Consider the following 13,275-nt stretch of genomic DNA (forward strand, 5'->3'; position numbering starts at 1 on the left):
CCGTGATGACACCTGTGGCGAGGGAGCTTGCTCCCGCTGGACTGCGCAGCAGGCCCATGCTGTTCAGGGGCCGCTTCGCGACCCAGCGGGAGCAAGCTCCCTCGCCACAGGTACCGTGTCACCGCCAAGTGATCGTTCCAGTCATTCGTGCTGCGAAGCCGCCATCCACCGGCTCCGAGGCCTTGTTCAGCCTGCCAGGCAGGCGGCAAAGCCCTGGTTCAGCGCCGCGCGGTCCAGGTCGCGGCCGATGAACACGATCTTGCTCGAACGCGGCTCCGTGCCCCAGGCGGTCGAGGCGCGGAATTCCACCAGGCTGTGCACGCCCTGCAGCACGTAGCGCTGGTCTTCGTTGGCCACGGCAAGCACGCCTTTCATGCGATAGAGGTTGTCGGCCTGGGACGAGCGCAGCTCGCTGATCCAGCGGTGGAACGCCATCAGGTTGACGGCGCCGTCCACGGCGATGCCCACCGATGACACGCTCGGGTCGTGTTCGTGGTCTGCTGATTCATGGTGGTGGTCATGCTCGTGATGCTCGGGCTCGGCGCCGATTTCCATGAGCTTCTGCGTGCACTCGAACGCGCCGATGCCGAGGATTTTCGTCAGATCGATTTGCGCGTGGGTCGAGGTCACCAGATCTGCGGTGGCGTTCAAACCACGGATCTTGCCGCGCAGAATGTCCACCTCTTCAGGGCTGACCAGATCGACCTTGTTGATGACGATGCGGTCGGCGCAGACGATCTGGTCCACCGCCTGATTGTCGACGCCATCCAGTTGCAGATCCTCCAGGTGCTGGGCGATGTGCTTGGCGTCGACCATGGTCACGATCGCGTCGAGTTCGACTTCCTCGGCAATCGGGTCATTGATGAAAAAGCTCTGTGCCACCGGGTACGGATCAGCCAGACCGCTGGTCTCGATCAGGATGTGATCGAGGCGCACCGGGCGCGCCACCAGTTCGCGGACGATGCGCACCAGATCCTCGCGAACCTCGGCGGTGCAGCACACGCAGCCGTTGACCATCTCGTAAATTTCTTCGGTCTCCGAGCTGAGCACCAGATCGCCGTCGATGCCGACCTCGCCGAACTCGTTTTCGATCACGGCGATCTTGCGTCCGTGGTTTTCCTTGAGGATGTAGTTGAGCAGGGTGGTTTTGCCGGCGCCGAGGAAGCCGGTGAGGATGGTCACGGGGATTTTGGTGTTGGGGGTTGGGGCGTTGAAGGGGGTGTTCATCTGGAGCTCCTTACCTGTGTTTTTTGTCGGAGTGCGATCAACTGTGGGAGCTGGCTTGCCAGCGATGGCGGTGTGTCATTCACCAGTGATGCCGGCTGACCTGTTGCTATCGCTGGCAAGCCAGCTCCCACAGGGGCCGGGGGGGGTCTTGCCATCGGCAGGCAACGCCGGCATCCAGGCCGAACAGGTCGAGTACCCGGCCGAGGCTGTGATCGACCATTTGCCCAAGACTCTCGGGCCGCGCGTAAAACGCCGGCACTGGCGGGGCGATGATCCCGCCCATTTCGGTGACGGCGGTCATGTTGCGCAGGTGGGCGAGGGTCAGTGGGGTTTCGCGGGCCATCAGCACCAGGGTGCGGCGTTCCTTGAGGGTGACGTCGGCGGCGCGGCCGATCAGCCCGGAAGACGTGCCGGTGGCGATCTCCGCCAGGGTGCGCATCGAACACGGCGCGACCACCATGCCCAGGCAACGGAACGAACCACTGGCGATCCCGGCGGCGACGTCATCGGCGCGGTGGTAGTGGCTGGCAAGCGCAGTGACATCGGCCAGTTTGTAGTCGGTCTCGTGGGCCATGGTCAGCAGCGCGGCGCGGCTGATGATCAGGTGGCTTTCGATGTTCAGCTCGGCGAGCAATTGCAGCAGACGCACGCCGTAGATGAAGCCGGACGCGCCGCTGATGCCCACTACCATCCGCTGGCGGCTCACGATGCCAGGCCTTTGAGCAACACCCGCGCACGTTCGAGCACGTCCTGATCCAGCTGCGCCTTGATCCCGTCGAAGCCTGAACCGCGTGTGGCATCAAGGCCCATGCGCGAAGTGGTGCCGTTGACCGATGACGACGGATCCAGCGGACTGCCGGGCAAGCCATCGATCACGAAAATATCCAGATGCGGCTGGAAGTGCGTGGCCAGTGCCCACAACACCTGGCTGTCGTCGGTGATGTCGATATCGCTGTCCACCGCGATCACGTTTTTCAGGTACGGATCCCAGCCGAGCAGGGCGAGCATGATTTGCCGCGCCTCGCCGTCGCGGCTCTGATCCAGTGCCACGTAGCAATGAAAGTGGGTGCCGGAATTCGGGTAATGCACGGCGGTGACAGCGGGGAAACGCGCCTTGAGCTTCTCGCTCATCTCCGCTTCGCGGGGCAGCCGGGCGAGGGTCAGGTGTTCGGCGTAGCGGCCGCCCATCACGTCCACCAGCCAGGCGTCCTTGCGCCGCAGCAGAGTGTCGACGCGCAGCACGTTGTTGGTCGAGCGATCCGAGGAATAACCGCTGAACTCACCGAACGGGCCTTCCTCGGCGTAGGCCGTCGGGTCGATGGCGCCTTCCAGGACAAATTCGGCGTAAGCCGGTACGCCAATGCCATAGCGTGGGGTCTTGACCAGCTCCAGCGGCGCACCGAACAACCCGCCAGCGACGGCGCGTTCATCGGCGCCATACGGCAAGCGCGCTGCCGCCGCGAGCATGACCAGCGGATGCGCGCCGACCACCATTGCAACGCGCAATTCTTCGCCGCGCTCGCGGGCGGTCTGCAGCATCCGCCACAGGTGTCCACGCGAGTGCAGGCTGGTCGCCAGGGACTGGCGGGCGTGGCGCATCGAGCGGTGGTAGCTCATGTTGGCGATGCCGGTCTGCGGGTCCTCGGCGATGATGATCGCGTTGGTGATGTACGGGCCGCGATCACTGTCGAAATGCTTGAGCATCGGCAGCAGCGCCAGATCCACGGCTTCGCCTTCGAACACTTCATCGAGCACCGGGCCGCTTTCCACGTAGCGCGGGGCGATGGGCTGGTTGGCGCGGCGCTGGAAGGTTTCGTGCAGTTGTGCAGGCGTTACGCCGAACAACCGGGCGATGCGGGTGCGGGAGGCGAACAGATTGGTCGCCACCGGCACCTTGAGGCCGCCGACGTTTTCGCAGATCAGCAGCGGATCGCGGCCCTGTGCGGCGAGGGCATCGACCAGGGCGGTGACGTCCTGATCGGCAGAAATCGCTTGGGTGATGGTCAGCACATCGTCCGGGTAGTCACGGCGATAGGCGTCGATGAACACGTGAAAGTCCTGAGAATCGCCGAGCGTCGAACGGGTCATGGTTTCACCTCGTAAAAAGCAGGCACGCAGGGGTGAGAAGGCGTTCGATCGAGCAGCCGTTGGCCTGCCGGTCGAGGGAACGCCGGGTCATCTTCGTGCCTGTAAAGTCGCTGTGTTGCCTCTACTGTTCACTCAGGTGCTGAGCAAATCCCTGTGGCGAGGGAGCTTGCTCCCGCTGGACTGCGCAGCAGGCCTTGTTCTTTGGGGGCGGCTTCGCCACCCAGCGGGAGCAAGCTCCCTCGCCACAAGGGTTCAGCATGGCTTCAGCGAACAGCGGTATCAGAGATACGTGGTGGTCAGACGAATATCCGCCTCGACCAGGTCTTTGGGCGGTGGCGTCGGTTCGATCCCGCACAACCGGGCGATGTTGTTGCCCAGGTAGTCTTCGAGATGATCCTCATCGATGCCCAAGCCCTGCGGTGCCGGTGAGCACAACACCTCCAGCTCGCGCAGCCACATGCCCGGTTCGTTCGGCGGCGAGTCGGTGCCGAACACGATCTTGTTGCGCGGCAGTTCCTTGGCGAACTCGACGATCCGCGACTGGAAGCACCAGCCGGATTCGCAGTACACGTTCGGCGTGTCCATCGCCATCCAGAACGCCTCGAACGAGTAGTTGCCGCCGGTCTGGATGCCGAAGTGGCCGATGATGAAATTGACCATTGGGAACTCGCGGATGATCGGGTAGAACATCGTCGGAATGGTGTACGGGCCGTCGCCGGTGTGGATCAGCACGACGATGTTGTACTTGGCGCAGACTTTCATCGCCGGGCGCAACCAATCCAGCGCCCGGTCCGGGCGATAGCCGTGCATGTTGGCGTGCAGCTTGAGCATCTTGAAGCCGTATTCCTTGATGTGGAATTCCAGCTCCGCCGCACCGTTTTCCGGTCCCCAGCGCGGGTTGAAATTGAAGTTGCCGATGAAGCGATCCGGGTACTTCACACAGAGTTCGGCGACATACGACATGTAGTCACGCACGCCCTCGCGGCCCCGGCGGTTGCCGTCGCGATAACCGGTGTTGCCCGGTGGCGGCTGGATGAAACCCATGTCGATGCGGCGCGGTTTGCCGTTGATCATGTACGGGCCGTCCATCAGTTTGAGCATGCGCTCGCCGGTGAACGGTTCTCCGGTGTGGCGCCAGGCCTCGTCGACCAGGTTGGTGGGGTGCAGATGGGTGTCGATGATCATCGGTTCAGCTCCTGGCCAGTTGCGTGGTGACGGGGCGCTTGAGTTGCGCCTCTGCTTCGGGAACGGAACGCGGCGGCGGTGTCGGTTCGAGGCCGATCATCCGCGCGGAGTTGTTGCCCAGGTATTCTTCGAGGGTGTCCTCGTCGAGGTTCAGGCCCTGCGGCGGTTCGTGGCAGAGCACTTCGAGCAGGCGCAGCCACATGCCCGGTTCGTTCGGCGGGGTGTCGGTGCCGAACAGGATCTTGTGCGTCGGCAGCACCTTGGCGAACTCGACGATCCGCGATTGCAGGCACCAGCCCGATTCGCAATAGACGTTGGGCAGCTCCATCGCCCATTGCATCGGTTCGAACACGTAGACGCCGCCGGTCTGCACGCCGAAGTGGGCCATGATGAAATTCACGTTGGGGAATTCCTTGATCATCGGCACCCATTCCGACGGGATGCTGTACGGCCCGTCGCCGGTGTGCAGCTTGACCGGAATGCCCAGCTCGGCGCATTTCTCGAAGCACGGGCGCACCCAGTCCAGCGCCCGGTCAGGCCGGTAGGCGTGCATGTTGGCCTGCATCTGCACCATCTTGAACCCGTGTTGCTTGACGTAGCGCTCGATCGCCTCGACGCCGTTTTCCACGCCGCAGCGCGGGTTGTAGACGAAGCAGCCGATGAAACGATCCGGGTAGGTCTGCACCATTTTCAGGGTGTAGGCCATGTAGGCGTCGATGGATTCACGGCCCGAGAGTTCGCCGTCGGTCCAGGTGTAGATGGTGTTGCCCTGCGGCGGCTGGATGAAGGCTTTGTCGATACGGCGAGGTTTGCCGTTGACCATGTACGGGCCATCCATCATCTCCAGCAGACGCTCGCCGGTGAACGGGTCACCGTCATGCCTCCAGGCGAGGTCCACGAGATCCGTGGGATAGCAGCTGATATCGATGATCATTGAAGTCGATCTCCTGATAGCGGGGAAGGGAGCCTTGCGGCTCTCGGCATCCACGCCCCGGGCTATCGGCCATTTCTATGCGCAGCACTCGCGCATTCCCTCGCCTGTTCGCATCCGGCCCGGGTGGGTGGTTGCTGAGGGCGAGTATTGGAAAGGGGGGAGGGGTTCGTACAATATTAATTGGGCGCGGTGGTGATACTTGGGCGATATGGTTTTGGTTTTAGGGTGAATGTGCCGACGCCATCGCTGGCAAGCCAGCTCCCACAGTGATCGAAGTGTTGATCCGATCTGTGTCACACCACAAAAACCTGTGGGAGCTGGCTTGCCAGCGATGGCGTCAGGACTGTGTACGCGCAGCCAACTGCCTGATCACCTCAACCACCGGCGCCACGCGCTCGGCCTGCCCGTGCGGCCACACCGCGTAGAGGTTGTAATGCGCAGCAATCTGCGCCTCGTTCAACGCCACCAGCCGCCCATTGCGCAACGCATCGGCAGCCAGCAATCCACGCACCAGCCCGGCACCGACACCCGCTTCGGCAGCCGCAATCAGGTTCGCCGCATTATCGAAAACCACCCGCGCCGGTGGCTCCTCGGGCGGCATTCCGGCTGCGTCCAGCCACGGAATCCACGAGCGCCGCGTATAGCCTAACAAAGGCAACTGCAGAATCTGCGCCGGGCTCAGCGGCAACTGCAAACCATAGCGCTCAAGCAACGCCGGTGAAGCCACCGCCAACACCCGATCGCCACAGATCTGCGTCATCTCGCAGTCATCCCAATCGCCATAACCGTAACGCAACGCCAGGTCCACGCGCTCGAAGCTACTGCGGTCACTGCGCGGCATCGACAGCAGCGTCACTTCGTAATCCGGCAGTCCGTCGAGCAACTGCAGCAGGCGCGGATTGAGCCAGCTCTGCGCCAGTTCACTGTCCACATCCAGGGTCAGGCGTTGCGCCACACGATGATTTTTCACCGAGGACAACGCCCGGTCGATCTGCGCCAGACCGTCCGACAGCACGCTGGCAAACAGCTGCCCGGCGTCGGTGAGGTTGCTGCCGCCGCCTTCACGCACAAACAACGGCTGACCGATGAAATCTTCCAGTGCGCGAATCTGCTGGCTGATCGCGCTGTGAGTCAGATCAAGTTTGCGCGCCGCGCTGGAAAAACTGCCACTGCGCGCCGCGTGGATGAACGCACTCATGGACTGCACTGACGGGTATCGCTTGTACATGTTGTTAGTCCTGCTAACAGCGGTTGGCAGAAATCGTCGCTGGCCGCGATTTGCCCGGGGTTCCAATAATCGGTGACCAGGCCCGCACAAAGACGGGCCGCTCTTTTGGAGCCTGACAATGATCGCATTCACGGTTAACGGCGAACGACGCGAGCTGGATGAAGCGTCCCCCTCCATGCCCTTGTTATGGGTACTGCGTGACCAACTGCAACTCACCGGCACCAAATTCGGCTGCGGCATGGGCCTGTGCGGTGCCTGCACCGTGCATCTGGACGGTGTCGCGGTGCGTTCCTGCCAGTTGCCGCTGGCCGCCGTCGCGGGCCACAGCATCACCACCATCGAAGGCTTGTCGCCGACACAAAACCATCCGCTGCAACTGGCCTGGGTCGCCGAAGATGTGCCGCAATGCGGCTACTGTCAATCCGGGCAGCTCATGTCCGCCGCCGCGCTGCTCAACACCGGCGCGGCGGTGAACGACGATTCGATCCGCAACGCGATGAGCGGCAATATCTGCCGTTGCGGCACTTACGGGCGGATCAACAAAGCGATCAAACGTGCGGCGAACGCGCCGAAGGAGGCGTGATGAGCCTGCGCGACGACACCTTGCTCGAACCGTCCCGCCGGGTCTTTCTCAAGCAAGCGGCGACGGTCGCTTCGGGCCTGGCGATTGCCTTGTATCTGCCCTCCGGTATCGCCGCCAGCGACCCGAAAGCGCCGGCCCCGGCTACGGAGTTCGAACCCAACGCCTGGGTGCGGATCTTTCCTGACGGCACGGTGAAACTGGTGGTGCACAAGCACGATTCCGGCACCGGCACGCAAACAGCGCTGGCCGCGTGTGTGGCCGAAGAGCTGGATGTGAACCCGATGACCGTGCAGGTGATCACCCCGGAAGATCCGTTTTTCGACACCTACATTCACCCGGTCTGGAAAGTCTTCTCCACCGGCGGCAGCACCAGTGTTTCCCTGGAATACCAACGCTTGCGCATGGCCGGGGCCACGGCGCGGGCGCTGCTGATCGCGGCGGCCGCACAGCAATGGAAAGTCAGCCCCGACAGTTGCAGTACCGAAGAAGGCCGGGTGGTTCACCTGTCCAGCAAACGCAGCCTCGGCTACGGCGAACTGGTCGGCGTGGCGGCGCATTTGCCGGCACCGGCCAACGTCACGCTGAAGGATCCGGCGCAGTTCAAGTACATCGGCAAACTGCGGCACAAACGGGATGCCGCGGCCAAGGTCTGCGGGCGCTTCAAGTACAGCATCGACGTGCAGTTGCCGGAGATGCTGGTGGCGGTGATTCAGCGCGCGCCGGTGGTCGGGGCGAAAGTGCTCAGTGTGGATTCGGCGGCGGCACTACAGGTGCCGGGCGTGCGCCAGGTGCTTGCGATTCCGGGGCGGCCCGATGTACTCGGTGGCAACCTGGAAGGCGTGGCGGTGCTGGCCGACACGTTCTGGGCGGCGCAGCAGGGTCGCAAGGTGCTGGAGATCAAGTGGAGCGACTCGCCACTGGCCGGGTTCGACAGCGCGGAACTGGCCAAGGCCCAGGCTGCGGCTATTTCCGACCCGCACAGTCAAAGCGTCACGGCCATGACTCATGGCGATGTCGACGCGCAATGGCCACACGCAGCGCAACTGCTCGAAGCCGATTACCGCATGCCGTACAAGGTGCAGAACCCGCTCGAGCCGATCTGTATCACCGCGCACGTGCAGGATAAGGCGATCACTTATTGGGGCGGTGTGCAGGTGCCGTCTTCGGCGCTGGAAGCCGCGCAAACCGTGTGCGGCATCGACAAAGGCAAGGTCACCATCAATGAGCTGGTGTCCGGCGGCAGCTTCGGTGCGCGGGAGGCCAAATACTGGTTGTTCGAGGTGGCGTATCTGGCGCAGCAAACCGGTGTACCGGTGAAACTGCTCAACAGCCGCGAAGATGAAATGCACGCGCTGTTCAATCACCCGGCCACGTTGCACCGGGTCAAAGGTGCGCTCGATGCCCACGGCCAACTCAGCGCGCTGCAACTGCACGCGGTTTCGCCAGCCTCGCCGGAGCAGTGGGAGCCGGGCTATTTCGAGCGCCCGGATCACATGGATTACAGCACCACCGAAGCGATCACCGCGTGGGACTTCGCCTACCGTCCGCCGCATCTGCAGTTGAACTGGGTCAAGCACGAAAGCCAAGTGCCCAGCGGCTGGTATCGCTCGGTGAGCTTCATTCCCAACGTGTTCGCCGTCGAGAGCTTCATGGATGAACTGGCCCATGCGGCAGGCGCGGATCCGCTGGCGTTCCGTCTGGCAAATATGCAGGAACGGCCACGGCATGTAGCAGTGCTGAAACAGGCGGCCGAGCGCGCCGGTTGGGGCCAGCCGCTGCCACCGGGCACTGCGTTGGGAATTGCCACCAATCAGGGTTACACCAGTTTTATCGCGGTGGTGGCGCGGGTCGCGACGGTCGATGGCAAGCCGAAAGTCGAGAAGCTGACCTGCGTGGTCGATTGCGGTTTGGCGGTCTCGCCGGGCGGGGTCGAGGAGCAGATCTACGGCGGCCTGATGTGGGGCCTCGGTCATGCCTTGTTCGACCGGCTCGACATTCAACAGGGCAGGGTGGTGCAGAGCAATTTCCACGATTATCGCGTGACCCGGATGTCGGACATGCCGGCCACCGATATCCTGGTACTGGATGGCGAGCCAGGCAAACCCGGTGGCGTCGGCGAACTGGGCAGCCCCTCGGTAGCGCCTGCCATCGCCAATGCACTGTTCAGCCTGACCGGCGTGCGCCAGCGTTCAACGCCGCTGACTCTGGGGTAAGCCGCCATGGACCTGCGTCTGCTGCGCTATTTCATGGCCCTGGCCGATGAGCTGCATTTCGGTCGCGCCGCCGAGCGTTTGCACATCTGCCAGCCGCCGCTGAGCCAGCAGATTCGTCTGCTGGAAGAAGAACTCGGCACGCCGCTGTTCGAGCGCAGTCACCATCGGGTCGAGTTGACAGCGGCGGGGCAGATGCTCAAGGAGCAGGCGCCGCTGGTGTTCGAACAGCTGGAACGGGCGCTGGACCTCACTCGTCAGACCGGGCGCGGGCAGCTCGGTGAGCTGGAAATCGGCATGATCAGTTCGGTGATGGTCGGCGTGCTGCCCAAGGCCCTGCACCTGTTTCGCGAGCGCTATCCGCAGGTGAACTGGCGGCTGCATGAAATGACCCCGGCGGCGCAGGTCAAGGCGCTGAAGGAAAAACGTATCGACGCTTGCGTGTTCCGCGTCGGTTATGACGATCCGCTGTTGCGCAATGAACTGCTGATCTACGAGCCGATTCATGTGGTGATGCCGGCTGATCATCCGCTGGCAAGGCGCGAAGTGCTGGCGCCGGCGGATCTGGCGCAGGAGCCGTTTGTCGCGCTGGAGCTGAAGCAGTCGCGGTTTGCCAACTTTCTCTATCAGTGCTGTATTCAGGCCGGTTTCACGCCGCAGATCCGCCAGCAGGTGATCGAGGTGCAGACGTTGCTCAGCCTGGTACGCGCCGGGTTTGGGGTGGCGCTGCTGCCGGCTTCTATCGAGCAGTTGGCGCCGGCGGGGCTGGTGTTTCGCAAGCTGACGCCGGCACTGCCGGAAGTGCCGTTGTACGCGACTTATCGCGCGGATGATGCTTCGCCGGTGCTCAGGCTGTTTCTCGATACGTTGCGCGAGCTGGTGGAATCTTCAGATCACCATTGATCCCCTGTAGGAGTGAGCCTGCTCGCGATAGCAGTGTGTCAGTCAGCGTTGATGTGGCTGACAGACCGCTATCGCGAGCAGGCTCACTCCTACAGGGATTTCTGGTGTTGTTGAAGTGCTCGGCACGATCACGAACGCCTGCGGTCGTAATCTTCACACGTGCATTCCCTGTGGAGATCCAATGAGCCAGGAAGTCCTGACCACTGAAACCAACCGTCGCCAGCTGCAGCAGATCATCGCCGGGCTGTCCGACGGGGTGATTTTGCTGGAGCTCGATCAGAGCATCCTCTGGGCCAACGAGGCGGCGCTGGCGATGCACGGTGTCAGCCGGATCGGTGAGCTGGGCGTAAATGCCGATGAGTATGCCAAGCGTTTCACTCTGCGTTATCGCAACAATCACGTGATCCCCCCGGAAAACTATCCGATCAGCCGCGTCGCCCGTTGCGAAGTCTTCAGTGATCTGTTGATCGAGCTGAGCGCCGTGGAGGATCCCGAGCATGTCTGGGTGCACAGCGTGCGCAGCATGGTGCTGACCGACCGCGAAGGGCAGCCGGAGTCGCTGGTCTTGATCATGAGCGATGTCACCGATTGGGCCAACGCCGAGCAGCGCTTCGAGAAAACCTTCAACGCCAACCCGGCGCCCGCGGTGATCTGCCGCCTCAGCGATTTGCGCTACATCAAGGTCAATCCGGGGTTTCTGGAAATGACCGGCTACACCCGCGATCAGGTGATCGGCACCTCGGCCTATGAGATCGATATTTTCGAGCAGGCCGAGCAAAGGGATCTGGCGATCCAGCGCCTGCGCGATGTGGCGACCATTCCGCAGATGCAGGCTCAACTGCGCCTGCCCGATGGCGGCAGCAAGCAAGTGATCGTTGCCGGGCAGCCGTTGGTGCTCAATGATGAGGATTGCATGTTGTTTTCCTTCGTCGACATGGAGCTGCGCCACAAGGCCGAGGTGGCGCTGCGTCAGAGTGAAGAGCGTTTTGCCAAGGCGTTCCGCCTGACGCCGGTGCCGATTCTGATCTGCACCGCCGAGGAGCAGCAGGTAATTGATGTCAATCAGGCGTTTCTCGACGCTCTGGCATACGAGAGTGACGACGTCGTCGGTAAAACCGTGACCCAATTGAGTTTCATCGACGACGATGGCGCGCGGGCCCGACTGCTGACCGCCCTGGCGAAAAGCGGTCGGGTTGATCGGGTCGACGTCCGGGTGCGCAAAAAGGATGCGGATCTGCTGGAGTGCGCGGTATCTGCCGACACCGTGAATATCCAGGACACGCCGTGCTATCTGCTGGTGCTGATGGACATCACCGAACGCAAGCGCACCGAGCTGGAGCTGGTGGCGGCGATTGAAGAGGTGATGAAGGATGCTTCGTGGTTCAGCCGGACGCTGATCGAAAAACTGGCCAACGTGAAGAAGGTCAACTCGCCGCAACTGCCGAGCGTGTCTTTTACTGACCTGACGGCGCGTGAGCGCGATGTGCTGGGACTGATCTGCGAAGGGCTGGCTGACAAGGAGATCGCCGCACGCCTGAAGCTGGCGCCGAACACGGTGCGCAATCATGTGGCAACGGTGTATTCCAAGCTCGATGTGCACAGTCGCAGCGAGGCGATTGTCTGGGCGCGGGAGCGTGGTCTGTTTTCTGGCGAGCGCGGCACGAAGGGCCAGCGTTAGGTGCAAATGCACTAATTGATGCGGTGCAAATGCAGGTTTTGGTGCAGTGGGGCAGTTCTTAGTCTGTTGGGGTGCGATACGAGCCTGTCGGCTTGGGATCGTCTCCCTTCGAAACAGCTAAAGGAACAGGCTCCATGATGAATCTTGCGCAGTTGCGCGCCAGCCTCGAACAGAGTTTTTCGCCATTGGCGTGCGAGTGTTCAGTGGATGGGGATCATTCGCTGACGGTGAAGTTGTATCACCCGGATTCGGGGCAGGTGGATCTGGTGATCAGCGGGTTGAAGCTTGATGCGTTGCGTACGCCGGAGTCGGTGGCGGCGCTGGTGGGTGAGTTGCGGTATGAGTTGGAGAGTAATTCTTTGCGGGCTGCTCGGGATCCGGATATGGCTTAGGGTTTTAGGGGGTTTTAGGGGGTTTTAGGGGGTTTTGGGTGTATATCCGTTGCTGCGGTAACGGCCTCCTAAGGTTCCGCCCTTACGGCGGGTCACCTTTTCCAAACGCCGAAAAGGTAACCCAAAAGGCTTTACCCTGACGTTTGGCCCTCGCTTAGGCTCGGGTTCCTTCGCTGCGGGATTCATCCGGGGGGCAGCGCCTACGGTTTGCTTCGCTGCACCTCCTCTCGCTGTGTTTGGCTGCGCCAAACGGTCGCTGCGCTCCCACCCCCGGATAAACCCCTCCACTCAGCCTGCCGACGGGCCCTCAGATCAAAAGCTTTCGGCGAGCTGACACTCGGCCAGTGTAGGAGCTGCCGCAGGCTGCGATCTTTTGATCTGGGGCTTCAGGGAGCAAGCCTGCTGGTGATGGCGGCCTGACAGCCGACCTGTTTCTGGCAGAAATACCCAATCCTGTGGGAGCTGGCCTGCCAGCGATGGCGGCCTGACAGCCGACCTAGTTTTGTCAGAAATACTCAATCCTTGTGGGAGCTGGCCTGCCGGCGATGGCGGCCTCACAGTCGGCCTGTTTCTGGCAGAAATACTCAATCCTTGTGGGAGCTGGCTTGCCAGCGATGGCGGCCTGACAGCCGACCTGTTTCTGGCAGGAATACTAATCCTTGTGGGAGCCAGCCTGCTGGCGATGGCGGCCTGACAGCCGACCTAGTTTTGTCAGAAATACTCAATCCTTGTGGGAGCTGGCCTGCCGGCGATGGCGGCCTGACAGCCGACCTGTTTCTGGCAGAAATACCCAATCCTGTGGGAGCTGGCCTGCCAGCGATGGCGGCCTGACAGCCGACCTAGTTTT

11 protein-coding genes are annotated in these 13,275 nt (G+C 62.3%); 5 read left to right on the forward strand and 6 right to left on the reverse strand.

What is annotated here, in order from left to right; all coding sequences use genetic code 11:
• Positions 1-186: 186 nt before the first annotated feature.
• From ACIP8I_RS25280 to ACIP8I_RS25305, 6 genes are all read right to left on the reverse strand, one after another.
• The gene (locus tag ACIP8I_RS25280) at positions 187-1,227 is read right to left on the reverse strand and encodes a CobW family GTP-binding protein (RefSeq protein ID WP_400764623.1); all 1,041 of its coding nucleotides are present in this window, start codon (positions 1,225-1,227) and stop codon (positions 187-189) included.
• A gap of 106 nt (positions 1,228-1,333) precedes the next feature.
• A complete protein-coding gene (locus ACIP8I_RS25285) occupies positions 1,334-1,933 on the reverse strand; it encodes a UbiX family flavin prenyltransferase (RefSeq protein WP_400764624.1) in 600 nt (199 codons plus the stop codon).
• The gene (locus ACIP8I_RS25290; RefSeq protein WP_400764626.1) at positions 1,930-3,315 is read right to left on the reverse strand and encodes a UbiD family decarboxylase; all 1,386 of its coding nucleotides are present in this window, start codon (positions 3,313-3,315) and stop codon (positions 1,930-1,932) included. Before ACIP8I_RS25290 ends, ACIP8I_RS25285 begins: the two co-directional genes overlap by 4 nt.
• A 279-nt stretch (positions 3,316-3,594) precedes the next feature.
• The gene (locus tag ACIP8I_RS25295) at positions 3,595-4,500 is read right to left on the reverse strand and encodes an amidohydrolase family protein (RefSeq protein ID WP_003224037.1); all 906 of its coding nucleotides are present in this window, start codon (positions 4,498-4,500) and stop codon (positions 3,595-3,597) included.
• A 4-nt stretch (positions 4,501-4,504) separates the two neighbouring features.
• Positions 4,505-5,434: an amidohydrolase family protein gene (locus ACIP8I_RS25300; protein ID WP_400764627.1), complete on the reverse strand. Its 930-nt coding sequence runs from the start codon at positions 5,432-5,434 to the stop codon at positions 4,505-4,507.
• Between the two features lie 337 nt (positions 5,435-5,771).
• Entirely contained in the window at positions 5,772-6,662 is an 891-nt protein-coding gene (locus ACIP8I_RS25305) for a LysR substrate-binding domain-containing protein (RefSeq protein WP_400764628.1), read from the reverse strand.
• Positions 6,663-6,780: 118 nt separating this feature from the next.
• Between ACIP8I_RS25305 and ACIP8I_RS25310 the strand changes: the two genes are divergently transcribed.
• From ACIP8I_RS25310 to ACIP8I_RS25330, 5 genes are all read left to right on the forward strand, one after another.
• Entirely contained in the window at positions 6,781-7,245 is a 465-nt protein-coding gene (locus ACIP8I_RS25310; protein WP_400764629.1) for a (2Fe-2S)-binding protein, read from the forward strand.
• Positions 7,245-9,458 (forward strand): molybdopterin cofactor-binding domain-containing protein, encoded by a 2,214-nt coding sequence (locus tag ACIP8I_RS25315; protein ID WP_400764630.1) that lies wholly within the window; start codon positions 7,245-7,247, stop codon positions 9,456-9,458. The genes ACIP8I_RS25310 and ACIP8I_RS25315 overlap by 1 nt, the downstream gene beginning before the upstream one ends.
• 6 nt (positions 9,459-9,464) lie before the next feature.
• Positions 9,465-10,358, forward strand: coding sequence for a LysR substrate-binding domain-containing protein (locus tag ACIP8I_RS25320; RefSeq protein ID WP_329697363.1), 894 nt, complete (start codon positions 9,465-9,467; stop codon positions 10,356-10,358).
• 181 nt (positions 10,359-10,539) lie between these two features.
• Positions 10,540-12,036, forward strand: a complete 1,497-nt coding sequence (locus tag ACIP8I_RS25325; RefSeq protein ID WP_400764631.1) for a helix-turn-helix transcriptional regulator — start codon at positions 10,540-10,542, stop codon at positions 12,034-12,036.
• Positions 12,037-12,170: 134 nt separating this feature from the next.
• Positions 12,171-12,428: a DUF1652 domain-containing protein gene (locus ACIP8I_RS25330; protein WP_400764633.1), complete on the forward strand. Its 258-nt coding sequence runs from the start codon at positions 12,171-12,173 to the stop codon at positions 12,426-12,428.
• Positions 12,429-13,275 lie beyond the last annotated feature (847 nt).

Origin of the sequence: Pseudomonas sp. NPDC088414 (assembly GCF_044753325.1) — a bacterium.
Lineage (GTDB): Bacteria > Pseudomonadota > Gammaproteobacteria > Pseudomonadales > Pseudomonadaceae > Aquipseudomonas.